This is a genomic window from Pseudomonas sp. Q2-TVG4-2 (genome assembly GCF_013620795.1).
Lineage (GTDB): Bacteria > Pseudomonadota > Gammaproteobacteria > Pseudomonadales > Pseudomonadaceae > Stutzerimonas.
Genome location: NZ_LGLW01000006.1, coordinates 146290 through 171877, shown reverse-complemented (window position 1 = coordinate 171877; position 25588 = coordinate 146290). Strand labels below are relative to the sequence as shown.

Below are 25588 nucleotides of genomic sequence, written 5' to 3'. Positions count from 1 at the left end.
CCTTACAGCTAATAAAAAGCTTCTAAATCAACTACTTACCGAGGAGCAAGCTCGCTCAGATGCCTCGCTACGGCCAGCCAGGCACCAATGTACCCCAGCAACACGGCACCCAACACCAGCGACAGACCATCCTCAGCCGGCACACCAGCCAAACCGAAATCGCTGCCATACAAGCCCGCGAGCCCGACGACCGCCTCGTTCAGCCAGCCAAGGCCATACGCCAGCAGCAGCCAGGCGATCAGCCCAGCGCCCAGCCCGTACAGCGCCCCCATGTAGAGGAAGGGGCGACGCACGTAACCGTCGGTTCCGCCGACAAGCTTGACCACCTCGATCTCGGTGCGCCGGTTCTCGATGTGCAGTCGGATGGTGTTGCCAATCACCAGCAGCAGCGTCGCGATAAGCAACAGGCTAAGGCCAAACACGAAACGGTCTCCGAGCTTGAGAATCGCTGTTAGCCGCTCGACCCAGAGTAGATCCAGCTGCGCCTGCTCGACTCCTGGCAGCTCCGCCAAGCGTTGGCGCAACGCTTCGAGATTGTCACGATCGACTTCACTGGGCGTCGCCACAATCACCCCGGGCAACGGATTTTCCGGCAGTTCGCGTAGCGCCTCACCGAGCCCGGAAAGCTGCTGAAACTCCTCCAGTGCCTGCTCGCGGCTGATCCAACTGGCTTCTGAGACATCTGGCATCTCCAGGATTTGCTCGCGCAGCGCCTGGCCCTGCTGAGCGTCCACGTCCAGCTGCATGAACAGGGAAATTTGCGCCGCCCGCTGCCAGGACCCGCCGAGCCGCTCGACGTTATCCAGCAATAGCGCCAACCCCATGGGCAGGCTCAACGCAACCGCCATGACCAGACAGGTAAAGAAGCTGCCGATCGGCTGTTTAACCAGCCTGCCGACGCTGTCGACCACGCTGGCACGGTGGCTTTCCAGCCACGCATGAAACAACGTCTTGAAATCCGGCTCGTCGCTTCGAGGCTGCTCGGGCTTGTTGCGCACACCACCGGCGCGCTCCGCCGGGTTCGGGTTCTGCTCGGGTGCGCTCATCGGGCGGCCTCCCCGTCACCGATCAATCGGCCGCGCTGCAGCGTGAGCATGCGATGACGCATGCGGGCAATCAGCGCCAGGTCGTGGCTGGCGATCAGCACGGTGGTGCCGAGGCGATTGATGTCTTCGAATACACCCATGATTTCTGCTGCCAGGCGCGGATCGAGGTTGCCGGTCGGTTCGTCGGCAAGCAGCAACGCCGGGCGATGGACCACGGCACGAGCGATGCCGACGCGCTGCTGCTGCCCGGTCGAAAGATCGGATGGGAACTGCAGCGCCTTGTCTTTGAGGCTGACGCGCTCCAGTGCGGTCATCACTCGCTGACCGATCTCGCGCTTGTTCAAGCCAAGAATCTGCAGCGGCAATGCGGCGTTATCGAACACGGTGCGATCGAACAGTAACTGGTGATTCTGGAATACCACACCGATCTGCCGACGAAGGAACGGAATCTGTGCATTACTGATTCGCGACAGGTCCTGTCCGGCCAGGAGCAGCTTGCCGCTGGTCGGCCGCTCCATTGCCAGCAGCAGGCGCAGCAAGGTGCTCTTGCCGGCGCCGGAGTGGCCAGTGACGAAGAGGAATTCGCCGCGGCGCACATGAAAGGAGAGTTCGTGCAACCCGGTGTGGCCGTTGGGATAGCGCTTGCCGACCTGCTCGAATCGGATCATGACGACGCTCCGCCCGTCCCTTTCTCGGCGAACAACGCGTCCACGAAGGCATCCGCCTCGAAGGTGCGAAGGTCGTCAATGCCCTCACCAACGCCGATGTAGCGAATCGGCGTACCGAACTGCTTGGCCAGGGCGAAGATCACCCCGCCCTTGGCGGTGCCATCGAGCTTGGTCAGCACCAGCCCGGTGAGTTCCACCGACTGGTTAAATTGTTTGGTCTGATTGATGGCGTTCTGGCCGGTACCGGCATCGAGCACCAGCAGGACTTCATGCGGTGCGCTGTCGTCGAGCTTGCCTATCACCCGACGGACTTTTTTCAGCTCTTCCATTAGATTGTCCTTGGTATGCAGACGGCCGGCAGTATCGGCGATCAGCACATCGATGCCACGGGCCTTGGCGGCCTGCACCGCATCGAAGATCACCGAAGCAGAATCGGCGCCAGTGTGTTGGGCGATCACCGCGATGCTGTTGCGCTCGCCCCAAATCTGCAACTGCTCGACTGCGGCCGCGCGGAAGGTGTCGCCAGCGGCCAGCATGACCTTTTTGCCTTCCAGCTGCAGCTTCTTCGCCAGTTTGCCGATGGTGGTGGTCTTACCGACGCCGTTGACGCCGACCACCAGAATCACGAACGGCTGTTTGCTGCTATCTATCACAAGCGGCTGCTCGACAGGCTTGAGCAGGCTGGCCAGCTCTTCTTGCAAGGCCCTGTACAACGCGCCGCTGTCGGCCAGCTCCTTGCGTGAGACCCGCCGCGCGAGGTTCTGCATGATCACCGTGGTGGCTTCGACGCCGACATCGGCGGTCAGCAGACGGGTTTCGAGCTCGTCCAGCAGGTCGTCGTCGATGGCCTTCTTGCCCAGGAACAGGCTGGCCATACCTTCGCCGATGCTGGCGCTGGTCTTCGACAGCCCCTGCTTGAGGCGAGCAAAGAAGCCCAACTTGGCCGGTGGCTCTGCCACAGCGGGTGCGGGTGCCGGCTCCACCGCGATCTCGGCCAGCGCCGGGGCTTCCGGCACGTCCTTGGGCTGAACGAGCGCTGGCGCTGTCTCCGGTTCAGGCTCGTCGGTATGCAGGACAGCTTCCGGCTTGATCTCCGGCGCGGCTACAGGCTCAGGCTGATCAATAACAGGCTCGGTGCGCGGTGGCTCTTCGGCCGGCTGCGCTTCGGTCGGTGCGACATCGGGCTCGTCAGCGAACGGCTGGCTGTCTTCCAGCGGCTCGGCAGGCGGCGGTTCGGCGGCCGGAGTCTGCGGCTTCTTGCGTAACCAGCCGAACAAACCTTTCTTCTCGCCAGCCGCGGCCGGCGTCTTCTTATCGTCGTTGGAACCAAACATGGAGAAGATTTTCTCAAGAGGGCGAAACGCCGGCGGCCACGCCGCCGGCCAGACGGGGGCTATCCTAGCATTGCGCAACCGCCTGCGCTAAGCGCGGCCATCCAGCCGCCACACGAGGCGACACACATAGGGCGTTGCGCCGCTTTGCCCTGGCCCCGACGCCCCAGTACCATGCCTGCGTGTTCCCCGCCTGCCGGCGCCGTCGCGGCGGGATTCATTCCTGAACGAGCCCTGAATATGCCTCTGATGATACGCCGCGCCGCGGCCCTGTTACTCGGCGCCCTGTACCTGCCCCTGGTCATCGCGGCCGACGGCCAGCCCACCCATGAATTCGTTCTGGACAACGGCCTCAAGGTGATCGTGCGCGAGGATCATCGAGCCCCGGTCGTGGTGTCCCAGCTCTGGTACAAGGTTGGTTCCAGCTACGAATCGCCCGGACAGAGCGGGTTGTCCCACGCGCTCGAGCACATGATGTTCAAGGGCAGCCGTAAGCTGGAAGCCGGGGAAGCCTCGCGCATCCTTCGTGAGCTCGGCGCCGAAGAGAACGCTTTCACCAGCGACGATTACACCGCTTATTATCAGGTGCTGGCGCGTGATCGCCTGGCCGTGGCCTTCGAACTAGAAGCCGATCGCCTGGCCAGCCTCAAGCTGCCGGCGGACGAGTTCGCCCGAGAAATCGAGGTAATCAAAGAGGAGCGCCGGCTGCGCACAGACGACAAACCGAGCGCGCTCGCCTATGAGCGTTTCAAGGCCATGGCCTATCCCGCCAGCGGTTACCACATCCCGACGATCGGCTGGATGGCCGACCTCAAGCGGATGACCATCGACGATTTGCGGGCTTGGTACGAGGCCTGGTATGCACCCAACAATGCCACCCTGGTAGTGGTCGGCGACGTCACGCCGGACGAGGTGCGCACGCTCGCCGAACGTTATTTCGGTCCCATCGAAAGCCGCCCGACACCCAGCGCCAAGCGCCCGCTGGAGCTGGACGAGCCGGGCGAGCGGCGGCTCACCTTGCATGTGAAGACACAGGTGCCCAGCCTGATCATGGCTTTCAACGCGCCGGGGCTGGCCACCGAGGACAACCCTCGGAAAATTCATGCCCTGCGACTGATCAGCGCGCTGCTCGACGGCGGCTACAGCGCTCGTCTTCCGCAGCAACTGGAGCGCGGCGAGGAGTTGGTGACCAGCGCCTCGGCCTGGTACAACGCCTACGCCCGCGGCGATAGCCTGTTCGTACTCAGCGCCGCGCCCAATATGCAGAAGGGCCGCACGCTGGAAGAGGTCGAAGCCGGTCTCTGGCAGCAACTGGAACGGCTCAAGCAGACCGCACCCTCGGCGGACGAACTGGAACGGGTGCGCGCACAGGTCATCGCCGGCCTGGTCTACGAGCGCGACTCCATTACTCAGCAGGCCACCACCATCGGCCAGCTGGAGACCGTCGGTCTGTCCTGGCGGCTGATGGATGAAGAGCTCAGCGCGCTCGAGGCGGTCACGCCGGACGACATCCAGCAGGCCGCCCGCAGTTATTTCACCCGCTCACGCCTGAGTGTTGCCCATGTCCTGCCCGAGGAATCCAGCGATGAATGATCGCAATCTGTGGCGTCGCGGCCTGCTCGGCCTGGTGCTGGCGTCCTGCCTGGGGTTGAGCGCCTGTGACGACACCGGCGAAACGGCCGCCTCGATTCCGGTTCCGCCGGCCGAAACCGCCGCAACCCCCGCTGAGTCCGGGCAAGCCATCGCCATTGCCAAGAGCAACGAAACGACTCGCCTGGAATCGCTCGACGCGCTCGGCGATCAGCCACTGCCACGGCGCGAACTGGATATCCAGAGCTGGCTGACCGAAGGCGGCGCCAAGGTCCTGTTCGTCGAAGCCCACCAGCTGCCGATGTTCGACCTGCGCCTGACCTTTGCCGCAGGCAGCAGCCAGGACGCTGGGGTACCAGGCCTGGCCATGCTGACCAACGCCATGCTCAACGAAGGCGTAGAGGGCAAGGACGTCACCGCCATCGCCGAAGGCTTCGAGGGTCTTGGCGCCGAGTTCGGCAACGGTGCTTACCGCGACATGGCGGTCGCCAGCCTGCGCAGCCTGAGCGCACCGGACAAGCGCGAACCGGCATTGCAGCTATTCAGCCAGGTGGCCGGCCAGCCGACCTTTCCCAAGGACTCACTACAGCGAATCAAGAACCAGGTGTTGGCCGGCTTCGAATTTCAGAAGCAGAACCCAGGCAAGCTGGCCAGCCTCGAGCTGTTCGAGCAACTCTATCAAAGCCACCCTTACGCGCACCCCAGCGAGGGCACGCCGGAAACCATTCCCGGCATCGACGCCGACCAGCTTCGCGCGTTCCATGCCAAAGCCTATACCGCCGGCAACGCTGTGATCGCCCTGGTTGGCGACCTCAACCGCGCGCAGGCCGAGGCGATTGCCGAGCAGGTCTCCGATGCGCTCCCGCAGGGTAACGCTGTGCCAGCACCACCAGCTCCGAGCGAGCCCGTGGCCGGCCAGCAGCACATCGACTTTCCCTCCAACCAGACCCACTTGCTGCTGGCACAACTCGGCATTCCGCGTGGTCACCCGGATTACGCCGCGCTCTATCTGGGCAACCAGATCCTTGGCGGCGGCGGTTTCGGCACGCGCCTGATGGAAGAGGTGCGGGAGAAGCGCGGGCTGACATACGGTATCTATTCCGGATTCAGTCCCATGCAGACCAACGGGCCCTTCATGATCAACTTGCAGACACGCGCCGACCTGTCCGAGGCCACCCTGAATCTGGTGCAACGGCTGGTCGCCGAGTTCCTTGCAGAGGGCCCGACACAGGCCGAGCTTGAGCGCAGCAAGCGCGAGATCGCCGGCAGCTTTCCGTTATCCACCGCGAGCAATTCCGACATCGTCGGGCAACTGGGCAGCATCGGCTTTTACGACCTGCCGCTGACCTACCTCGAAGACTTCATGCAGCAAGTCCAGGCGCTGTCGGTCGACGAGGTCAAGGCGGCGATGAACAAGCACCTCAGTCCGGACGGCTTCGTAATCGTCACGGCGGGCCCGCAAGTCGAGCAAAAGCCCCTGCCGGCACCGAGCGAGAAACCCCTCAAACAACCCAGCAGCGTTCCGGAGCATTGATGGCCAACCCACCCATTCGCCCTTCCGCCCACGGTGGCCAGGGCCAGCTGCGCATCATCGGCGGCGAGTGGCGCAGCCGGCGCTTCAGCTTCCCCGATGCCGAAGGTCTGCGACCGACGCCGGATCGAGTACGCGAAACGCTGTTCAACTGGCTCGCGCCGTATATGTCCGGTGCCCGTGTGTTCGATCCCTTTACCGGTAGCGGCGCGCTCTATCTCGAGGCGCTTTCCCGGGGCGCCAGCATGGCGCTGGCGCTGGACCTGAACGCCAACGCCATCGCCAGCCTGCGCAGGCATCTGGATACGCTGAACTGCGGGCAGGGTCAGTTGCTGCAGAGCGACGCACTGCGGTACCTGGAAACCCAGACGCCAACGCCATTCGATCTGGTTTTTCTCGATCCGCCGTTCAACAAGAACCTTCTGCAACCTGCCTGTGAGCTACTGGAACACAAGGGCTGGCTGGCCAGGCAAGCGTGGATCTATACCGAGAGCGAAGCCGTGCCGTCGAGCCTCGGCCTGCCCGGCAACTGGCGGCTGCATCGCGAAAAGAAGGCCGGCAAGGTGCACTACGCATTGTGGGAACGCAGCGGCGAAGCCTGACCCTCAGCCGTGGCGCTACATGACGCAGTCACCCGACGCGCGACTTCGATCTGCCGCGCGCCGGGACTATGAAACAACCGTAACCAGTAACAGGGCCATTCAGTGTCCGCAACCATCCCCGACACCGCCGTTATACCTGCGCCTGGCACGACCTTCACGCCCGCCTGGTGGTTGCCCGGCGGTCATTTGCAGACCCTGTGGAACCCGTTCTGCCGTCGTGCGCCCTCGCTGCAGCGGCGCCGCGAGCGGCTGTGGCTGGCCGACGGCGACTTCATCGACCTTGATTGGCACGGCCCGCATGAGCTGACGGCGCCGCTGGTGTTGGTGCTGCACGGGCTGACCGGCTCTTCCCGTTCCCACTATGTCCTCGGCTTACAGCGCCAACTGGCCGAACGCGGCTGGACCAGCGCCGCGATCAACTGGCGCGGCTGTTCCGGTGAGCCGAATCTGCTACCACGAGCCTATCACTCCGGTGCCAGTGACGATCTGGCCGAAGTCATCGCGCATCTCCAGGCTGCACGACCGCTGGCGCCGCTGTATGCGGTGGGCTATTCGCTGGGCGGCAACGTACTGCTCAAGTACCTCGGCGAAACCGGCACGGCGGCACCGCTGCAGCGAGCCGTGGCGGTCTCGGTGCCTTATCGACTGGATCAGTGCGCTGACCGTATCGGACTGGGCTTTTCGCGGGTTTACCAGGCGCACTTCATGCGCGAAATGGTGGGCTATGTGAAAGACAAGCAGCAGCTGTTCGCCCGCCAGGGCAACACCGAGCACCTGTCGGCGCTCGAGCGCCTCGGCTCGCTGCAAGGCATGCGGACGTTCTGGGATTTCGACGGTCGCTTCACCGCCCCGCTGCATGGCTACGCCGACGCCAATGACTACTACCGCCGCGCCTCGAGCCGTTATTTCCTGCCAGACATCCGCATCCCGACGCTGCTGATCCAGGCCGAAGATGACCCCTTCGTGTTCCGCCACAGCGTGCCCGACTCAGATGAACTCTCGGCGTGCACAACCCTGGAACTGCACCACAGCGGCGGTCACGTCGGCTTCGTCGAGGGCTCGCTGATCAAGCCGCAGTATTACCTGGAGCGGCGTATCCCGCAGTGGCTGACAGAGCCTTAGCCTGGGTCGTGTTTCGCCATCGCCCAAGATACCTGCGACCCATCGGAGCCAGTTCCTAGAGCGCTCAACCCGCCGTAAACGGCCCTCGCAGCTGCGAAAGCAACCCGGACACAGCGGGGCGTGCCGCCTCCGTCACGAACCCCTCTTCGAGCGCCACTAGCTGGAAAATGCCTCGGCGCAGCGTGTCCCGATCCAATGCCTCATCCGGCGCGCCGTTCAATGTGCACAGGAAGCGGATCCAGGAAGTCGTGATGATCCAGGCGTTGACGGCCAGCGCCTCCACCTGCGGCGGCGTCATCTGGAGGATCCCGGCATCGACGAAACCCTGATAGATGCGTTGCGCGCTCAGCAGATGGCGCTTGGCGAAGCGCCGATAGCGCTCGGCCAGGCCTTCGTCACTGGTCAGCAGGTGCTCGAGATCCTGATGCAGGAAACGGTAGTCCCACATCGATGAGAGCAGCGCCTCAAGGTAGCGGGTCTTGTCATCGATGGTCAGCGGGCGTCCCTCAGGCAATTGCATAAAGGCGTCCACCTCGGCCTCATACCGGCCGAAGAGCTCGGCAATGATCATTTGCTTGTTACGGAAGTGGTAATAAAGATTGCCCGGCGAGATATCCAGGTGCGCAGCGATGTGGTTGGTCGTGACGCTGCGCTCGCCCTGCGCATTGAACAATTGCAGGCTGGTCTGAAGGATACGGTCACGGGTCTTCGATCGGAGGGCCATTGCGCAGAGGTTCATCCGTCTCGCTAAACGGGAGGGCAAAGGTAACCCGGCAGCCGTAGCCTTGCATCCGATTGGCGGACTAGAGTATTAACTCTAGATCCACAGCACCTGCCCTTTTCCGGAGCATCGCCCGTGCTTGCCGATGTCACTTACCTGAATCAATCCGCCCTCGAGGGTGAATGCCTGCACTCGTTATTCGAGCGCCAACGCAGCGCCTTCCAGGCCAACCCGGACCCGACCACCGAAGATCGCCTCCAGGCGCTGGAGGCGTTGCACGATCTGCTTGCCAGTCATCAGCAGCCGCTGATCGAGGCTATTAGCGAGGACTTCGGCAATCGCTCGGCAGACGAAACGCGGCTCGCAGAGATCATGCCCAGCCTGCACGGTATCCAACACGCCAAGCGCAATCTACGTCAATGGATGCAGCCCTCGCGGCGACGCGTCGGCATGGCGTTTCGGCCGGCCGGCGCGAAGGTCGTGTACCAGCCGCTCGGGGTAGTCGGCATCATCGTTCCCTGGAACTATCCGCTCTACCTGGCCATTGGCCCATTGATCGGCGCGCTCGCTGCGGGCAATCGGGTCATGCTGAAAATGAGCGAATCCACTCCGATCACCGGGCGACTGCTGCACGAGTTGCTCGCGCAGATCTTTCCGGAAGATCAGGTCGCGGTGGTACTCGGCGATGCCGACGTCGGCATCGCCTTCTCGCGCTTACCCCTCGATCACCTTCTGTTTACCGGCAGCACCAGCGTCGGCCGGCAGGTCATGCGCACCGCGGCGGAAAACCTGACCCCGGTGACACTCGAACTGGGAGGCAAGTCGCCGGCCATTGTCTCGGCTGGCGTGCCGATCGCTGACGCGGCAGAGCGCATCGCCTTCGGCAAGACGCTCAATGCGGGCCAGACCTGTGTTGCCCCGGACTACGTACTGATCCCGAGGCAGCGTGTTGATGGCTTCGTCGAGGCGTATCGTCAAGTAGTCCGGCGTTTCTATCCACAGCTGACCGACAACCCGGACTACACCACCATCGTCAATGCGCGTCACCACGCTCGGCTGCAAGGCTACCTCGACGATGCCCAGGGCAAAGGCGCCCGCCTCTTGCCGCTGTTCGAACAAGGCCAGGGACGACGTATGCCGCACCATTTGTTATTGGACGTCACGGACGACATGCAGGTGATGCAGGATGAGATCTTCGGCCCGCTACTGCCCGTCGTGCCCTACGATGATTTCGATCAGGCGCTCGCCTACGTCAATGCCCGCCCGCGCCCGCTGGCACTCTATTACTTCGGATACGACAGGGCGGAGCAGCGCCGCGTGCTGCGTGACACCCACTCCGGCGGCGTCTGCCTCAACGATACCCTGTTGCACGTCGCCCAAGATGACCTGCCCTTCGGCGGCATCGGCCCCTCCGGCATGGGCCATTACCACGGGCGCGAGGGATTCCTGACCTTCAGCAAGGCCAAGGGAGTATTCATCAAACAGCGCTTCAATGCCGCGCGGATGGTCTACCCACCTTACGGCAAGGCGCTGCAGAGGCTGGTCTACAAGCTCCTCGTACGCTGAACCGCACCGGTGACACAGAAACGGCACACACCGATCACTTCCTCAGCGGCAGCCTGCTCCGGGTCGGCTTGTTTGGCAGTGCGGCCCTGGCTGGCGCCGGCGAGCCTGACCACGACGAAGATGCCATCCGCCTTGAAGCTTTGCGCTGCCGTTACCGAGCCGCTACCATCCAGACCCCCACGCCTGCGTCAGGACGCCGCGATGAATCGAGTGTTGTATCCGGGAACCTTCGACCCGATCACCATGGGCCACACCGACCTGGTCGAGCGCGCCTCACGCCTGTTCGACGAGGTAATCATTGCGGTCGCTGCCAGCCCCAACAAAAATCCGCTGTTCCCGCTTGAACAGCGCGTCGCACTGGCGCAGGAAGTGACCGCGCACCTGCCGAACGTGAAAGTGCTGGGTTTCTCTACGTTGCTGGCACACTTCGTCATTGAGCAGAAGGCCAACGTCCTGCTGCGTGGCCTGCGCGCGGTTTCCGATTTCGAGTATGAATTCCAGTTGGCCAACATGAATCGGCAACTGGCGCCGGACGTCGAAAGCCTGTTTCTGACGCCGTCGGAAAAGTTTTCCTACATTTCGTCGACCCTGGTGCGCGAAATCGCCAGGCTCGGCGGCGACGTCACCAAGTTCGTTCACCCTTCGGTCATGAAGGCGCTGACCCAGCGCTACGCCTCACGCTAGAGCCCTCGTGTGCGCGTATGGAGCGCAATGCCGGCACAGGCCGAAACACTGCCGCGTGCACCCGGCGAGCGGATGCGGCAAAATTGGCGCGTCGTTTTTACCTGCGCTGCGGCTCATGCCGCAGCTGGAGTTAGCTGGATGTCCCTGATCATCACCGATGACTGCATCAACTGCGATGTATGCGAGCCCGAGTGCCCGAACAGCGCGATTTCTCCAGGCGAGGAAATCTACGTCATCGATCCCAATCTCTGTACCGAGTGCGTCGGCCATTACGACGAACCGCAGTGTCAGCAAGTCTGCCCGGTGGACTGCATCCCACTTGACGAAAGCAACGTTGAGAGCAAGGACGAGTTGATGCAGAAGTACCTGATCATCACTGGCAAGGCCTGATCAGCAACATTGGCGCCCCCTCTCGCTCGGGTCAGGTCAACCCGTCGGGCGATCCCACCGCGCCGCTCCCGCTCCGCACGCTGCCTGCGCTCCGAAACGAGCTGCATATCGGCAAGCTTGCCCGCACAATCCGAAACCTCCGTTTGTGTCCCAGTACGGCTCATGCGTGAGATTGCATGAGCCTGTGTGCGGAGAAGCAGAGTCGATTGCTCAAAAACGACACGGCTTCGCGCGCATTCAAGCGGCGAAGCCGTGGGAAGCAGGTTGGATGTTCCGGCCTGCTGACGCTGACGGAGTCAGTCCTGGCGGTTATAGCCGACGCGGGTGCAACCCAGGCAACGGGCGAACGCAGCAGCACCGGGCTCGATCACCAGCGCCTGGCCGGTTTCCTTGATGCCACCACCCATGGCGCTGAACGGCAGGCTGACGACGAACAGGCCGGCGCCGATGGCGGTGGCCGCGATCAGCAGCGGGCGGGCAATCAGCAGGTCGCCGACGATGGAGAATGCCTTGGGCGCTTCGACGGTGTACATCGGATCGCCGCTAGCGTTCTGCTGCACCGATTGCGCCTGTACGGGCATCGCCAGCAGGCCGGTGGAGAGGGCCAAGACAACAGCAGTGGAGCGAAACAGTTTCATGGTGTGGTCCTTCAGCTGGACGAAACGAGGCAGATGATTGTTGTGGCGGTCACTATAGCAGCGGCTAGCCGTTGTTGATCGTGAACGCCGTCAATGCCTGCGCAGCCGTAGCATTATCGCTGGCAGCGTCCGCAGTAGACACTGGCGCGCTGTCCAAGGCGGATCTCGCGCAGGGTCGAACCGCAGCTCTTACAAAACGCCCCGCCACGACCATAGACGAATAGCTCCTGCTGGAAATAGCCGGGCTTGCCGTCGCCGCCGACAAAATCGCGCAGGGTCGTCCCGCCGCGTTCGATGGCGTAGGCGAGTACCCGCTTGATCTCGGCGGCGAGCTTGAGATAACGCGCCCGCGAGATCGTACCGGCTGCCCGCCGCGGATCGATGCCAGCGGCGAATAGCGCCTCGCTCGCGTAGATGTTGCCGACACCCACCACCACCGCGTTATCCATGATGAACGGCTTGATCGCCATGCTGCGCCCGCGTGACAGCTGGAACAGGCGGTCGCCATCGAAGGCATCGCCGAGCGGCTCCGGGCCGAGATTGGCGAGCAGGACATGACTCAGCGGCGCGTCGCTCCAGAGCAGCGCACCGAAGCGGCGGGGATCGGTGTAGCGCAGCGCCATGCCGGTATCGAGGACGATATCGACATGCTCGTGCTTGCCCACCGGCAGGTCCGCCGGTACCAGCCGCAGGCTACCGGACATGCCTAGATGGGCGATCAAGGTGCCGACCTCGGCCTTGATCAACAGATACTTCGCGCGCCGCTCGACCGCCTCGACGCGCTGACCGGACAGGCGCGCATCGAGATCGTCCGGAATCGGCCAACGCAGCCGGCGCTCACGCACGATCACGCGGCTGACACGCTGGCCGACCAGGTGCGGCTCGATACCGCGACGGGTGGTTTCGACTTCAGGAAGTTCGGGCATACAGGCTATCGAAAATAAACCGGGAGGCGACCTTAGCAGCTATTGGCACGCACGGTCAGCTCACGCCCAGTTCGCGAATGCTGCCCTTGAGATAGTCGAAATCATACTCAGACAGCCCGACGTACTCGAGCACCTGCTGCGCCACCGCCTCCCATTCACGATCATCCGGCTGATCGCCAAGCACTCGGTGGCAGGCGCAGATATGCTCGGCCATTTTCAGGATCGCCAACAAGGTCTTTATCTGCGCGTCGCTCCATTCGTCGTCAAACAGCGCGAAAGCGTTGTGGTGGTTGGCGATGGCCTCGCATAGGTGAGCCGGCAGCTTCCATGACCTCGCAACGAAATACCCCACGACCGCGTGGTTGGTATTGAACACGCGGTTCTCGATATCGGTCACTCGCGTCTCGGCGCTGGCGCTGGCATAGGCTTCCTCCAGCACACCCATGTAGTTGGGAAAGCGTGTGAGCATCAACGGAATGCCACAGTTATGGAACAGACCCAAGGTGTAGGCCTCATCGGGCGCCGGATGTCCGATGCGCTTGGCGAGGGACAGGCTGGTCATGGCGACGTCCTGCGCGGTATCCCAGAACCGGTTGAGCGTGACAATCGCCGCGTCGCTCAGCTCACCCCGAATCGATTGCGCATTGATCAGGTTGATCACGGAACGACAGCCCAGCAGGTTGACCGCTTGCTGAATCGATGCGATGCGGTTGGCGAGGCCGAAGAAGGGTGAGTTGACGGTCTTCAGCAGCGCGCCGGAGAGGCCCGGGTCCTGGCTGATTAGCCGGGCGATGGTACGCAGATCCGGGTCCGGCATGACCTGTTCCATCTGCAGGTCGACCATGATCTGCGGCTGCGGCGGCACGCTGATGCCCTGCAGCACGCTGCGGATCTGCTCATCGGAGAGTTCGATTGTCATGAGAGTGACCCGGCCCGGTGAATAGCACTTAGCCATCATGGAAATGAGTGCGAACTTTGGCCGAGAACATGGTCGGATTTCAAGTAGCTCCAATCTGGATACCTAACCAATCCTACGAGGAGGAACGAAATGGCCGAGTTACTCAACGGCAAACGCGTGGCGGTTCTGGTAACCGACGGCTTCGAGCAGGTCGAACTGACCGGACCCAAGGAGGCGCTGGAGAACAAAGGCGCCACCGTGCACATCATCTCCGCGAAGAATGGCGAGGTGACTGGCTGGAACCACACGACGCCCGCCACCAAGTTCCATGTCGACGATACGTTCGACAGTATCCGTATGGAGGACTATGACGCGCTGCTGCTCCCCGGCGGTGTGGTCAACTCCGACACAATCCGCACCGATGAGATGGCCCAGGAGCTGGTGCGTGACGCGGCACGTGCGAACAAGACGATCGCCGTCATCTGCCACGGCGCCTGGCTGCTGGCCTCCTCCGACCTGGTCAAGGGCAAGCGCATGACCAGCTGGCCGTCGCTGACCGACGACTTGAAAAATGCCGGCGCCGATTGGGTAGACGAGCAGGTGGTGGTCGATGGGCATCTGATCAGCAGCCGCAAGCCGGACGACATCCCGGCGTTCAGCGAAGCGTTGGTCAAGGCGCTCGCGGCCTGACGCAAGAAGCCGGAGGCGAGCGCAGGACAGTTAGAGGCGCGTGCAACCCGTCAAGCCTCCGGTTAGCTGCCACCGACCAAGCCTGTTCAGCTATCGTCCCGCGCAGCCTGATGGTCGATGCGATTGCCGGACCGGTGGTGGTCGGGTTTCACCCCATCCTACGTCGCTGCATACGGCCAGCGCTTTTGTCGGCCCTGTCGCCTATAATCCCGCCCTTTTCCCGGAGCCCTCTCGATGAGCCTGCCCAGCCTGCGCCTCAAAGCCAACGCCGATCGCCGCCTGCGCGCCGGTCATCTGTGGGTCTACAGCAACGAGGTGGACACGGCCGCTACCCCGCTGAGCGGTTTTGCCGCCGGTGATCAGGCGATTCTCGAGGCAGCGGGCGGCAAGCCACTGGGCATTGTCGGTGTGTCGCCGAACAACCTGATCTGCGCGCGCCTGCTGTCGCGTGACCTCAAGCACAGCCTGGACAAATCGCTGCTGGTGCATCGCATCCAGGTCGCCCTGTCGCTGCGCGATCGCTTGTTCGATCAACCCTGCTACCGCCTGATCTACGGCGATTCCGACCTGCTGCCGGGCCTGGTGGTGGACCGTTTCCATGACCATCTGGTGGTGCAGCTGGCCTCGGCGACCATGGAGCGCAACAAGGACGCCGTGCTCGAAGCCCTGGTGCAGGTGCTCAAGCCCCGTGGTGTGCTGTGGAAGAACGATTCCAGCGCGCGCGACGCCGAAGGGCTCGAACGCTACGTGGACACCGCTTTCGGCGTCGTCCCGGAATGGGTCGAGCTGGAAGAGAACGGCGTGAAGTTCGAAGCACCGGTCCTGCAAGGCCAGAAGACCGGCTGGTTCTACGATCACCGGATGAACCGCGCGCGCCTGGCGCCCTACGTCAAAGGCAAACGGGTGCTCGACCTGTTCAGCTACATCGGCGGCTGGGGCGTACAGGCCGCGGCATTCGGCGCCAGCGAAGTGTTCTGCGTGGACGCCTCGGCATTCGCCCTCGATGGCGTCGAGCGCAACGCTGCGCTCAATGGCGTGGCGGAAAAGATGACTTGTGTCGAGGGCGATGCCTTCGAAGCGATGAAAGAGCTGAAGAACGCCGAAGAGCGCTTCGATGTGGTCATCACCGACCCGCCAGCCTTCATCAAACGCAAAAAAGACCTGAAGAACGGCGAGGCCGCCTACCGCCGCCTCAACGAAACCGCCATGCGCTTGCTGAACAAGGACGGCATTCTGATCAGCGCCAGTTGCTCCATGCACCTGGAGGAAGACAACCTGCAGAACATCCTGCTCGGCAGCGCACGCCACCTGGATCGCAACATTCAGCTGCTCGAGCGCGGCGGCCAGGGTCCGGATCACCCGGTCCACCCTGCAATCCCCGAAACGCGCTATATCAAGAGCATCACCTGCCGCATCCTGCCCAACAGCTGATCCCGCTGCCAAACGAACGAAGCCCTCGCACCAAGCACCTGTGCGGGGGCTTCGTCGGACGCCTTACTCGATGTCTTTGCGCTGTTCGGTCCACAAAACACTGGTACACAGCCCGCAGAAGCGACCGTAGAAGGTGCTACGGGCCGTTTCATCTTCCATCAGGTGATAGCGGAACCAGGCGGTCGACGGTCCGCGATAGGCCCCACCATCACCGACCGGCTCGAAATGGCTGACATAACGCCGCTCCCCCCAGAACACCGGTACATTGGCCCGCGTGTAGACCGGCTGTGCGTTGAGGTAGGGAAACGCGATGGTGTCACCACCGCCTGACATCAGAAACATCGGACCCTGCTGATTCCGCTGGGACGCCGGATCGTGGCCCAGGCCGATGGTGTAGGGCTGGATTGGCGCGGTAACGCTCACACGATCATCCTGCCCGGCCATGATCGAACCGCCACCCCCCTGGGAATGACCGGATGTACCGACTCGGCCGGTATTGAGTACGCCAACGTAGGTGCCATAGGTGCGATTGCTTTCCTGCACCAGATAATCCAGACATGCCAGCATCTGTTCCCCCGTCCCGGCATTCGATGTCTCTGCTGCAGCGACAACGAACCCATGACTGGCCCAGTGCGACAACAGACCGGAATATGCCGTCGGCCCTGTCCCGGTTCCGTTGCCCCACAGCACTACCGGATGCCGCACGCCGTTCTGCCCGAGCGTGGAGGGTCGGTAGACGCGACAGTTCGGGCCTTCGCTGCGACTGGTTGTGGCGTAGGGGCCGGAGCGGTCGAAGTTCGATACATTTGGAAACGGCGTACCGGGCGTGTCCGGTAGCGGCGCCGCCATGGCAGACCCGCAAAGTGCCACGCCCAGCGCTGCGACAAGGCAGCTGAGTTTGATGTCTAGCATCTGCATTCCTCTTGTTGTTCTGATCGGTGGTATGACGCTCGCCCCGGCTGACATGCGAATGCGCACTGCAGGTCTTTATCGCGCCATCGCCCGGCATTCGGCGCGACAGAGTGGCCAGTCGGCCCGAGACAACCCTAGCCAGCCGAAACCGGGATGCCACTCGAGGGGGTCGACGGGGGGACGAACGGCTGAAATTGACCGGCATGAATAATCCGTCATTAATTACCGTGTTGATGCGCGCAGCCGTCGAAGAAAGCCGGTAATCGCGCCGCCTGGCTCGCGGGCGGGAACGGGCGTAGAATCAGCCCCATTCCTCGCCATCACCCCCCGGCGGGCCATGAGCCCAGGCCGCCCGAGCGATACCCCGCCTCGATCCGGCCCCACCGCACGCACGGTCACCTACCGTTGCACGCGGCACTGGTGACGCTCACCATAAGCACTATTCGAACCGCTGATTAGCCGCAGGAACCGTCATGCCCGATTACCGCTCGAAAACCTCCACGCACGGCCGCAACATGGCCGGTGCCCGCGCGCTGTGGCGCGCCACCGGCATGAAGGACGAAGACTTCAAGAAGCCGATCATCGCCATCTCCAACTCCTTCACCCAGTTCGTGCCCGGTCACGTGCACCTGAAGGATCTTGGCCAGCTGGTCGCCCGTGAGATCGAAAAGGCCGGCGGCGTGGCCAAGGAGTTCAACACCATCGCGGTCGACGACGGCATCGCCATGGGCCACGACGGCATGCTCTATTCGCTGCCGTCGCGCGAGATCATCGCTGACTCGGTGGAATACATGGTCAACGCGCACTGCGCCGACGCCATCGTCTGCATCTCCAACTGCGACAAGATCACCCCCGGCATGCTGATGGCCGCGCTGCGCCTGAACATCCCGGTGGTATTCGTCTCCGGCGGTCCGATGGAAGCCGGCAAAACCAAGCTGGCTAGCCACGGCCTGGACCTTGTCGATGCGATGGTCATCGCCGCCGATGAAAGCGCTTCCGACGAGAAGGTAGCCGAGTACGAGCGCAGTGCCTGCCCGACCTGCGGCAGCTGCTCCGGCATGTTCACCGCCAATTCCATGAACTGCCTGGCCGAAGCCCTAGGCCTCGCCCTGCCTGGCAACGGTTCGACCCTGGCGACCCACAGCGACCGCGAGCAGCTGTTCCTGCGCGCCGGGCGCACCGTCGTCGAGCTGTGCCAGCGTTATTACGGCGAAGGCGACGAGTCTGTGCTGCCGCGCAACATCGCCAGTCGCAAGGCATTCGAGAACGCCATGACCCTGGACATCGCCATGGGTGGTTCCACCAACACCATCCTGCACCTGCTGGCTGCGGCTCAGGAAGCCGAGGTCGACTTCGACCTGCGCGCCATCGACGCTCTGTCGCGCAAGGTGCCGCAGCTGTGCAAGGTCGCGCCGAACATCCAGAAGTACCACATGGAAGACGTGCACCGCGCCGGCGGCATCTTCTCCATCCTCGGCGAGCTGGCCCGTGGCGGCCTGCTGCACACCGACGTGCCCACCGTCCATAGCCGGACCCTTGCCGAAGGCATTGCCCAGTGGGACATCACCCAGACCCAGGACGAAGCGGTACACACCTTCTTCAAGGCCGGCCCGGGCGGCATTCCGACGCAGACGGCATTCAGCCAGTCGACCCGTTGGGACAGCCTGGATGACGACCGTGAAAACGGCTGCATCCGCAGCGTCGAGCACGCCTATTCCCAGGAAGGTGGCCTGGCCGTGCTCTACGGCAACATCGCGCTCGATGGCTGCGTGGTGAAAACCGCGGGCGTGGACGAATCCATCCATGTGTTCGAAGGGACCGCCAAGATCTTCGAGAGCCAGGACAGCGCCGTGAAGGGCATCCTCAACGACGAGGTGAAGGCCGGCGACATCGTCATCATCCGCTACGAAGGCCCGAAAGGCGGCCCGGGCATGCAGGAAATGCTCTACCCGACCTCATACCTGAAGTCCAAGGGGCTGGGGAAAGACTGCGCCCTGCTCACCGACGGCCGCTTCTCCGGGGGCACTTCGGGCCTGTCCATCGGCCACGCCTCTCCGGAAGCCGCCGCGGGCGGTGCCATCGGCCTGGTGCAGGACGGCGACAAGGTGCTGATCGACATCCCCAACCGCAGCATCCAGCTGCAGGTCAGCGATGAAGAGCTGTCCCACCGCCGCATCGAGCAGGACAAGAAAGGCTGGAAGCCCGCCGCACCGCGCGCGCGCAAGGTGACCACGGCACTCAAGGCCTACGCCCTGCTCGCCACCAGCGCCGACAAAGGCGCGGTGCGCAACAAGGCGATGCTGGACGGCTGATAGCCCTTGCTGTTGTTCTGCGAGCCCGGCCAAGTGCCGGGCTCGCCGTTTCAGTCCGCTCTGGCGCGTCGGACAGGCGTCAATAACCGCAATGCCTATCACTGTCGTGTCAGCGGTCAGTCTTCCGACGCTTCACGCAACCCGTCCTGCGCTTCGCGCAGCTTGCGCTGGCGTTTCTCGATTTTCTCCGGCGAGCCATCCTCCAGCGCCTCTTGCAGGTCGGCCTCTCGCTCAGCCACCTCATCACGCGCTTCGTCGATATCCTCCTGCCGCTCGGCCTGCAGGCCCGCGTCGGTGCAGTGCGCCTGCACCTCCTTCTGCGCGGTTTCCAGACCCCGGACACGCCTGTCATTCCCATGCTCCCGGGCATGCTCCAGTTGCCGGCTGATTTCCGCTTCCTTTGCGGCGCAGCTTTCCTGCGCCTGGACCAAGCCTGTGGCTAACATCAGCGAAATGGTGGCAATTGCATACTTCATTCGTAGCGCTCCTCGTGGACCTATAGACCCTAGCACGCACGTTCCGGGAATCGTTGCGGTAACAAACAAGAAGCAGAAGGCACGCAGCCGGGCGTCAGCTACGAAGCCAGGCGCAGTTGAGCGCGCGAAAACCCTACGGATCAGCAACGGGTCAACGGGCATCTGCAGCTAGCGCCGGTACATGCGTGAGCCGCTGGTGGATGCCGCAACGCGATCGCCGTCAGGCTGTGATTCGATTGAAATTGCACCCGCTCGGTCTTGCCCGCCTTACACGAGAGGGGCAGAAGACTTCGCTCCTGGCCCGCTTTGCAATCGACAGGTTCAGCTGTGCCCCATCGGCGCAGCCACGTAGAATCACGCTCTTTTTTCCGGAGCATGCCATGAGCGCGCTGAAGTCCTCCCCTGATGAGCTTCGTAACGATCTGGTCTACGGACTCGATGACCGGCCCCGCCCCTGGATCGCCTTTCTCGCCGCCCTGCAGCATCTGCTGGCGATCATCGTGCCGATCGTGACGCCGGGATTGCTGATCTGCCAGGCTATCGGCGTGTCGCCGCGCGACACCAATATCATCGTTTCCATGTCGCTGGTGATTTCCGGAATCGCCACCTTCGTCCAGTGCAAGCGCTTCGGCCCGCTGGGTGCCGGGCTGCTGATCGTGCAGGGCACCAGCTTTAATTTCGTCGGCCCGCTGATCGCCGGTGGCGTGCTGATGGTCAAGCAGGGCACGCCGGTGGAGTCGGTGATGGCGGCGATCTTCGGGGTAGTCATCGCCGGGTCCTTCATCGAAATGGGCGTCTCGCGCGTGCTGCCGTTCATCAAGCGGCTAATCACGCCGCTGGTGACCGGCATCGTCGTGCTGATGATCGGCCTGACGCTGATCAAGGTCGGCTTGATCAGCATGGGCGGCGGCTATGCGGCGATGGGCGACGGCAGCTTCGCCAGCCGTGAGAATCTGCTGCTTTCAGGCGTCGTGCTGGGCGCCATCGTCGTGCTCAACCGGCTGCCGGTGGTGTGGATGCGCAGCTGCGCAATCATCATCGCGCTGGCCATCGGCTACGCACTGGCCGCCTACCTGGGTCGCCTGGATTTCACTGGCATGCGCGAAGCCGAGCTGTTCGAAGTGCCGATGCCGCTGCACTTCGGCCTGGGCTTCTCCTGGAGCCTGTTCATTCCCATGGTGGTGATTTACCTGGTCACCTCGCTGGAAGCGATCGGCGACATCACCGCTACCAGCAAGCTCTCGCAGAAGCCCGTCGAGGGCCCAGTGTGGATGCAGCGCATCAAGGGCGGCGTGCTGGTCAACGGCGCCAACTCGCTGTTGGCGGGCGTGTTCAATACCTTCCCCAGTTCGGTGTTCGCGCAGAACAACGGCATCATCCAGCTGACCGGAATCGCCAGCCGCTACGTCGGCATGTGGATCGCGGTGATGCTGGTGGTGCTCGGCCTGTTTCCGGTGGTCGCCGGCGTACTGCAGGCCGTGCCTGAGCCTGTGCTGGGTGGGGCCGCGCTGGTGATGTTCGGTGCAGTGGCGGCAGCCGGCATCAACATCCTCGCGGGTATCAAGCTTGATCGCCGCGCGCTGCTGATCATTTCGGTTTCGCTGGCGCTGGGTCTGGGCTTTTCCCAGGTACCGGAATTCCTCGCGAACCTGCCGGTGGCACTGCGCAACGTGCTGGAATCCGGTGTAGCTACCGGCGGCATCTGCGCCCTGGTGATGAACTGGTTCCTGCCCGAATCGCCGGCTAGCGCTGAGCAGGATCCCGTCTGATCAACCGGCGCGAGGCCCCTGGGCGAGGCGCTGGCAGACCTCATCAGCAATCGCCAGGGCGGCAGTAAGCCCGGGCGATTCGATGCCGAACAGGTTCACCAGTCCAGCGATTTCGTGTTCGGCAGGCCCGTCGATGCGAAAGTCCGCGGCAGGCTCGCCAGGTCCGCTGATCTTCGGACGGATCCCGGTATAGGCCGGCTGCAGCGCGCCGTCCGGCAATGCTGGCCAATAGCGGCGGATTGCGGCGTAGAAGCTGTCGGCGCGATGGGCATCTATCTGGTAGTCAAGTGAATCGACCCATTGCACGTCCGGGCCAAAACGGGCCTGGCCGCCGAGATCCAGCGTCAGGTGCACACCTAGCCCGCCAGGTTCGGGCAGCGGATAGATCAGATGCCGGAAAGGCGTCGGCGCCGCCAGGCTGAAATAACTGCCCTTGGCGAAGTACCGCGAAGGCACCGAATCGGCGGCCTGGCCGCGGGTGCGCGCCGCGACCACTGGCGCCGCGTGCCCAGCGCAGTTGATCACGCTCGTGGCAAGCAGCGTCATCGGCTCGCCTCCGCCGACCTCGACCCGTAGCCCCGCGTCCGTCACCTCCATCGCCTCCACCGGCGCGTGAAACGCCAGCAGCGCACCCGCCGCTTCGGCATCGCCTTGCAGCGCCCGCATCAAGGCATGGCTGTCGACGATGCCTGGGCGTGCGCCTGTAGCGCCCGGAGTCCCGCCAGTTGCGATTCGTCAGTGGCGACGATCAGCTTGCCGCAGCGTTGATAAGGCACCCGGTGGCTTTCGCAGAACGCGTACAACGCATCCCGCCCGGCCGCGCTTTCAGCGAACCTTGCGGATAGTAGATGCCGGCATGAATGACCTCGCTGTTACGCGAACTGGTGCCGGTGCCGATAGCCGCTTCGGCTTCCAGTATCACCACCTCGCGTCCGGCCTGGGCCAGTGCCCGCGCGACCGCAAGCCCCACCACACCGGCACCAATGACGACGCAATCGACCCGCTCCATTCACACATTCCTCATTGTTCGGCGGACGCCAGAGTGCCGTAACATCGAACCGCGGCCAAGTCTCGGTTGCCCTAACCTTTAACCGCCTCGAAATGACTGGAGTCAGCATGCGCATCGGCGTCATTTCCGATACCCACGGCCTGCTACGGCCTGAAGCCGTCACGGCCCTGCAAGGCTGCGAGCGCATCATCCACGCCGGCGATATCGGCAAACCGGAGGTGCTCGAAGGCCTGCGAAAACTCGCGCCACTGGAAGTCATAAGTGGCAACGTCGACAGCGGTGACTGGGCCGCCGCGATACCCGAGCGGCTCGATCTGCAGATCGGCGGGCTGCGCATTCACGTCACACACGACGTCAAGACGATGAGGATCGACCCCGTCGCAGAGCGTGTCGACGTGGTGATCGCCGGGCACTCACATCAGCCAAAGATCGAGCAGGTCGACGGCGTGCTCTACCTCAACCCGGGAAGTGCCGGCCGCCGCCGCTTCAAGCTGCCCATCAGTGTGGCGCTGCTGGACATCGAAGACGGCCAGCCACGTGCGCAGCTGGTCACGCTGGGCTGAAGGCCTAACTGACGCCCATGTAGCGATCGGCGCGGTGATTGATCGCCAGCACCAGATTCAGCGCCACCGCGCCCAGCACCGAGAGCGCCACCTTTTCCGGCGGCACGATGAACACTGCGGCCAGCACGATCAACGCATCGATCCCCATCTGGAAACTGCCGGCGCGCAGGCCGATACGCTCCTGCAGATACAGGGCGAGGATGTTCACCCCACCGAGGCTGGCGCGATGGCGGAACAGCATCAGCAAGCCGACGCCCATGGCAACACCGCCGAACAGCGCCGCGTAATAGATGTTGAGTTCGACGAAACGGACCCAATGGGGCGTCAGTTCGGCCAGCAGCGACACCAGCCCCACCGCGACAATGGTTCGCAGCGTGAAGCCCCAACCCATGCGCCAGATGGCCAGCACGTAGAACGGGACGTTCAGGGCGAAGAACACCAGCCCGAAGGGCCAGCCGGCAAAATACTTAAGCAGGAAGGCTAGGCCGACCGTGCCGCCGGTGAGCAACCCGGCGTGGCTGTAAAAGGCAATGCCCAACGCCACCATGGCGGTCCCGAGCAGCAACGCAAGCACATCCTCCCAGAGCGGATGACGCACGAATATTGCCGCAATGGTCTCCGCCTGCTCGGCGTCCGGCTTGTTCTGCATGAAGAAAGTCTCGTGGCGAGCGGATGGGCAAGCATAAAGCCTGACGCCAAGCGGAAACTTGGCGTCGGTCAAGGAAGCATCGGGATGGTTCGGTTCAGCGCCGCTGCCAGGTCTCGAAGCGATACGCAGGGGCCTCGCCTTGGGCCGGGTGCGCCTGACAGTCGGTGCGCTGCCATTCGGCTTCATCGAAGGCCGGAAAGAAGGCATCGCCTTCAGGATCGGCTTCGATACGGGTGAGGTAGAGGCGTTGTGCCTGGCTCAGCGCCTGGCCGTAGAGCTGCGCGCCGCCAATCAGCATCAGTTCGTCGACGCCCTGCTCGCGCGCCCACTGCTCGGCACGAACCAGCGCAGCGTCCAGGCTGGTGAAGGCTTCGGCGCCGTCGAGCCGCAGGTCCGGCTGACGGCTGACCACCAGATTCAACCGGCCCGGCAGCGGACGACCGAGCGAATCCCAGGTTTTGCGACCCATGATGATCGGCTTGCCAAGCGTCATGGCCTTGAAATGTTTGAGGTCTGCCGGCAGATGCCAAGGCATGATGTTGTCACGGCCGATCACGTGCTCTGCTGCGAGCGCGGCGATCATTGCCAGAGGGATTGGAGACTGGGTCATGGCGGCGAGAATATCAGAGCCAACGCCTGTCCGGCATCGTGTCAGCACTACGTCGTGATCATAAAGCTGCCATATTTCTTCTTCCGAAACGTCAATGGTTCGTCATTTATCTCAGCCAGGCTGGTTGCTCCCATTCCCGAGGAGAATTCCCATGGTCCGCCCTGCCCGCACCACCTTTTTGCGCCACTGGCTAACCGCTTGCGGCCTGCTGCTGCCAATCGCGGCCTTTGCCGCTTCGCCCGACGCGACCCGCGAGGCGAAGCTGCACGGCCATCGAGAAGAACCCAAGCCACTGGTGATCGCCCACCGCGGCGCCAGTGGCTACGTGCCCGAGCACACCCTTGGCGCCTATGCGTTGGCGATACTGCAGGGCGCCGACTATATCGAACCGGACCTGGTGATGACCCGCGACGGCGAGTTGGTGGCGCGTCATGACAATGAGTTGGGTTTGACCACCGACGTGTCACAGCGTCCTGAGTTCGCTGACCGCAAGCGCACCCAGATGGTCGACGGCGTCAGCTTGACCGGCTGGTTCAGCGAGGATTTCACGCTGGCCGAATTGAAAACCCTGCGAGCCATCGAGCGCATCCCGGAAATCCGCCCCGGTAATGCGCGTCTCGACGGCAGCCTGGAAATCCCGACGCTGCAGGAAATCATCGATCTGGTGAAAACCATGCAGCTGAGCGAGCGCCGGCGCATCGGCCTGTATCCGGAGACCAAGCACCCGACCCATTTCCAGAAACTCGGCCTGGCGATGGAAAAACCGCTGGTGCACACGCTCCACCGCAACGGCTACGCCGGTCGCCACGCGCCGGTGTACATCCAGTCATTCGAAGTGGATAACCTGAAAACCCTCAGCCGGCTGACGCAGCTGCGGTTGGTGCAATTGTTCGGCGGTGGGCAGCCGTACGACCAGCAGGTACGCGGCAGCGACCTGACCTACGCCCAGATGGCAACGGCCGAGGGACTCAGGGCAATCTCACGCTACGCGGCGGGCGTCGGCCCGGAAAAGAGCTACGTCATTCCACGCGATGCCAACGGCAACCTTGGCCAGCCCACCGACTTCGTGCCGAACGCACACGCTGCGGGACTCAAGGTGCACCCTTACACCTTCCGCGCCGAGAACGCTTTCCTGCCGGCCGACTTGCGCAAGGGAGATTCACCCGCCGATCGCGGCGATATCGAGGCTGAGATGCGCGCGTACCTCGACGCCGGCATCGACGGGCTGTTTATCGATCAGCCGGATATCGCCGTACGCCTGCGCGCCGAATAAGGTAATTCGAGGCCCAGCGTCGGGCGGCTGGGCCTCGTATCGAGTGATCGTCAGGCATTCAGGGTTTCGGGGGCATGGAACCCACCTACACTTGGCCAGGTATTACATTTGTGGCCTGGCCGCGACCGCTCGTCATGCAGACGGCGGTGATTCCATAGAACAACCACAAGAAGGAACGAAC

The 25588-nt window shown here is 63.3% G+C and carries 24 protein-coding genes and 1 pseudogene; 13 read left to right on the top strand and 12 right to left on the bottom strand.

Annotated elements, in window-relative coordinates:
* Positions 1 to 35: 35 nt before the first annotated feature.
* From ftsX to ftsY, 3 genes are read right to left on the bottom strand one after another with little or no spacing between them, the layout of a single operon-like run.
* Positions 36 to 1046 (bottom strand): permease-like cell division protein FtsX, encoded by a 1011-nt coding sequence (ftsX, locus tag H3028_RS14165; RefSeq protein WP_181297688.1) that lies wholly within the window; start codon positions 1044 to 1046, stop codon positions 36 to 38.
* Positions 1043 to 1714: a cell division ATP-binding protein FtsE gene (gene ftsE / locus H3028_RS14160; RefSeq protein ID WP_168422836.1), complete on the bottom strand. Its 672-nt coding sequence runs from the start codon at positions 1712 to 1714 to the stop codon at positions 1043 to 1045. Before ftsE ends, ftsX begins: the two co-directional genes overlap by 4 nt.
* Positions 1711 to 3048 (bottom strand): signal recognition particle-docking protein FtsY, encoded by a 1338-nt coding sequence (gene ftsY / locus H3028_RS14155; protein ID WP_181297686.1) that lies wholly within the window; start codon positions 3046 to 3048, stop codon positions 1711 to 1713. The genes ftsE and ftsY overlap by 4 nt, the downstream gene beginning before the upstream one ends.
* Positions 3049 to 3285: 237 nt before the next feature.
* On the opposite strand from ftsY, the gene H3028_RS14150 reads away from it, so the two are divergent.
* The 4 genes from H3028_RS14150 to H3028_RS14135 all read left to right on the top strand — a co-directional run bounded on the left by H3028_RS14150 (position 3286) and on the right by H3028_RS14135 (position 7890).
* The gene (locus H3028_RS14150; RefSeq protein ID WP_181297684.1) at positions 3286 to 4638 is read left to right on the top strand and encodes a pitrilysin family protein; all 1353 of its coding nucleotides are present in this window, start codon (positions 3286 to 3288) and stop codon (positions 4636 to 4638) included.
* Positions 4631 to 6169 carry a pitrilysin family protein gene (locus H3028_RS14145; RefSeq protein ID WP_181297682.1) on the top strand — a complete coding sequence of 513 codons (1539 nt, stop codon included), beginning with the start codon at positions 4631 to 4633 and terminating at the stop codon, positions 6167 to 6169. The genes H3028_RS14150 and H3028_RS14145 overlap by 8 nt, the downstream gene beginning before the upstream one ends.
* Positions 6169 to 6768: a 16S rRNA (guanine(966)-N(2))-methyltransferase RsmD gene (gene rsmD, locus H3028_RS14140; protein ID WP_181297680.1), complete on the top strand. Its 600-nt coding sequence runs from the start codon at positions 6169 to 6171 to the stop codon at positions 6766 to 6768. Before H3028_RS14145 ends, rsmD begins: the two co-directional genes overlap by 1 nt.
* 132 nt (positions 6769 to 6900) lie before the next feature.
* Positions 6901 to 7890 (top strand): hydrolase, encoded by a 990-nt coding sequence (locus H3028_RS14135; RefSeq protein ID WP_181298150.1) that lies wholly within the window; start codon positions 6901 to 6903, stop codon positions 7888 to 7890.
* Between the two features lie 64 nt (positions 7891 to 7954).
* Here the strand turns inward: H3028_RS14135 and H3028_RS14130 are convergent, their stop codons facing one another.
* The gene (locus tag H3028_RS14130; RefSeq protein ID WP_181297679.1) at positions 7955 to 8614 is read right to left on the bottom strand and encodes a TetR/AcrR family transcriptional regulator; all 660 of its coding nucleotides are present in this window, start codon (positions 8612 to 8614) and stop codon (positions 7955 to 7957) included.
* A gap of 132 nt (positions 8615 to 8746) precedes the next feature.
* Here H3028_RS14130 and H3028_RS14125 point away from each other — a divergent pair, with 132 nt between their 5' ends.
* The 3 genes from H3028_RS14125 (at position 8747) to H3028_RS14115 (ending at position 11251) form a co-directional block, all read left to right on the top strand.
* Positions 8747 to 10177, top strand: coding sequence for a coniferyl aldehyde dehydrogenase (locus H3028_RS14125; RefSeq protein WP_181297677.1), 1431 nt, complete (start codon positions 8747 to 8749; stop codon positions 10175 to 10177).
* 201 nt (positions 10178 to 10378) lie between these two features.
* Positions 10379 to 10861: a pantetheine-phosphate adenylyltransferase gene (gene coaD, locus H3028_RS14120; protein ID WP_181297675.1), complete on the top strand. Its 483-nt coding sequence runs from the start codon at positions 10379 to 10381 to the stop codon at positions 10859 to 10861.
* A 138-nt stretch (positions 10862 to 10999) separates the two neighbouring features.
* Positions 11000 to 11251 (top strand): YfhL family 4Fe-4S dicluster ferredoxin, encoded by a 252-nt coding sequence (locus tag H3028_RS14115; RefSeq protein WP_181297673.1) that lies wholly within the window; start codon positions 11000 to 11002, stop codon positions 11249 to 11251.
* A 296-nt stretch (positions 11252 to 11547) separates the two neighbouring features.
* Here H3028_RS14115 and H3028_RS14110 read toward each other — a convergent pair whose 3' ends face one another.
* The 3 genes from H3028_RS14110 to H3028_RS14100 form a co-directional block, all read right to left on the bottom strand.
* Positions 11548 to 11889, bottom strand: a complete 342-nt coding sequence (locus tag H3028_RS14110) for a multidrug transporter (RefSeq protein ID WP_181297671.1) — start codon at positions 11887 to 11889, stop codon at positions 11548 to 11550.
* A gap of 113 nt (positions 11890 to 12002) precedes the next feature.
* Positions 12003 to 12815, bottom strand: coding sequence for a bifunctional DNA-formamidopyrimidine glycosylase/DNA-(apurinic or apyrimidinic site) lyase (mutM, locus tag H3028_RS14105; RefSeq protein WP_181297669.1), 813 nt, complete (start codon positions 12813 to 12815; stop codon positions 12003 to 12005).
* A 55-nt stretch (positions 12816 to 12870) separates the two neighbouring features.
* On the bottom strand, positions 12871 to 13680 hold the full coding sequence (locus tag H3028_RS14100) for an HDOD domain-containing protein (protein WP_181298149.1): 810 nt from the start codon (positions 13678 to 13680) through the stop codon (positions 12871 to 12873).
* A 183-nt stretch (positions 13681 to 13863) separates the two neighbouring features.
* On the opposite strand from H3028_RS14100, the gene H3028_RS14095 reads away from it, so the two are divergent.
* Complete coding sequence (locus tag H3028_RS14095) at positions 13864 to 14403, top strand: type 1 glutamine amidotransferase domain-containing protein (RefSeq protein WP_181297667.1); 540 nt, start codon at positions 13864 to 13866, stop codon at positions 14401 to 14403.
* Positions 14404 to 14637: 234 nt separating this feature from the next.
* A complete protein-coding gene (locus H3028_RS14090) occupies positions 14638 to 15834 on the top strand; it encodes a class I SAM-dependent rRNA methyltransferase (protein ID WP_181297665.1) in 1197 nt (398 codons plus the stop codon).
* 63 nt (positions 15835 to 15897) lie between these two features.
* On the opposite strand, the gene H3028_RS14085 is transcribed toward H3028_RS14090, so the two are convergent.
* Positions 15898 to 16746, bottom strand: coding sequence for an alpha/beta hydrolase (locus H3028_RS14085; RefSeq protein WP_181297663.1), 849 nt, complete (start codon positions 16744 to 16746; stop codon positions 15898 to 15900).
* A gap of 473 nt (positions 16747 to 17219) precedes the next feature.
* On the opposite strand from H3028_RS14085, the gene ilvD reads away from it, so the two are divergent.
* A complete protein-coding gene (gene ilvD / locus H3028_RS14080; RefSeq protein WP_181297662.1) occupies positions 17220 to 19058 on the top strand; it encodes a dihydroxy-acid dehydratase in 1839 nt (612 codons plus the stop codon).
* 116 nt (positions 19059 to 19174) lie between these two features.
* On the opposite strand, the gene H3028_RS14075 is transcribed toward ilvD, so the two are convergent.
* On the bottom strand, positions 19175 to 19534 hold the full coding sequence (locus H3028_RS14075) for a DUF1090 domain-containing protein (protein ID WP_181297660.1): 360 nt from the start codon (positions 19532 to 19534) through the stop codon (positions 19175 to 19177).
* A 380-nt stretch (positions 19535 to 19914) separates the two neighbouring features.
* On the opposite strand from H3028_RS14075, the gene H3028_RS14070 reads away from it, so the two are divergent.
* Positions 19915 to 21303 (top strand): uracil-xanthine permease family protein, encoded by a 1389-nt coding sequence (locus tag H3028_RS14070; RefSeq protein ID WP_181297658.1) that lies wholly within the window; start codon positions 19915 to 19917, stop codon positions 21301 to 21303.
* Here H3028_RS14070 and H3028_RS14065 read toward each other — a convergent pair.
* A pseudogene (locus tag H3028_RS14065) lies at positions 21304 to 22312 on the bottom strand (NAD(P)/FAD-dependent oxidoreductase).
* A gap of 107 nt (positions 22313 to 22419) precedes the next feature.
* On the opposite strand from H3028_RS14065, the gene H3028_RS14060 reads away from it, so the two are divergent.
* Positions 22420 to 22875: a metallophosphoesterase family protein gene (locus tag H3028_RS14060; protein ID WP_181297656.1), complete on the top strand. Its 456-nt coding sequence runs from the start codon at positions 22420 to 22422 to the stop codon at positions 22873 to 22875.
* Between the two features lie 4 nt (positions 22876 to 22879).
* Here H3028_RS14060 and H3028_RS14055 read toward each other — a convergent pair whose 3' ends face one another.
* Both H3028_RS14055 and H3028_RS14050 read right to left on the bottom strand, forming a co-directional pair.
* Complete coding sequence (locus H3028_RS14055; protein WP_181298148.1) at positions 22880 to 23524, bottom strand: YitT family protein; 645 nt, start codon at positions 23522 to 23524, stop codon at positions 22880 to 22882.
* Between the two features lie 94 nt (positions 23525 to 23618).
* Positions 23619 to 24134: a dihydrofolate reductase gene (locus H3028_RS14050; protein ID WP_181297654.1), complete on the bottom strand. Its 516-nt coding sequence runs from the start codon at positions 24132 to 24134 to the stop codon at positions 23619 to 23621.
* A 151-nt stretch (positions 24135 to 24285) separates the two neighbouring features.
* Between H3028_RS14050 and H3028_RS14045 the strand changes: the two genes are divergently transcribed.
* Positions 24286 to 25407: a glycerophosphodiester phosphodiesterase gene (locus H3028_RS14045; protein WP_181297652.1), complete on the top strand. Its 1122-nt coding sequence runs from the start codon at positions 24286 to 24288 to the stop codon at positions 25405 to 25407.
* Positions 25408 to 25588 lie beyond the last annotated feature (181 nt).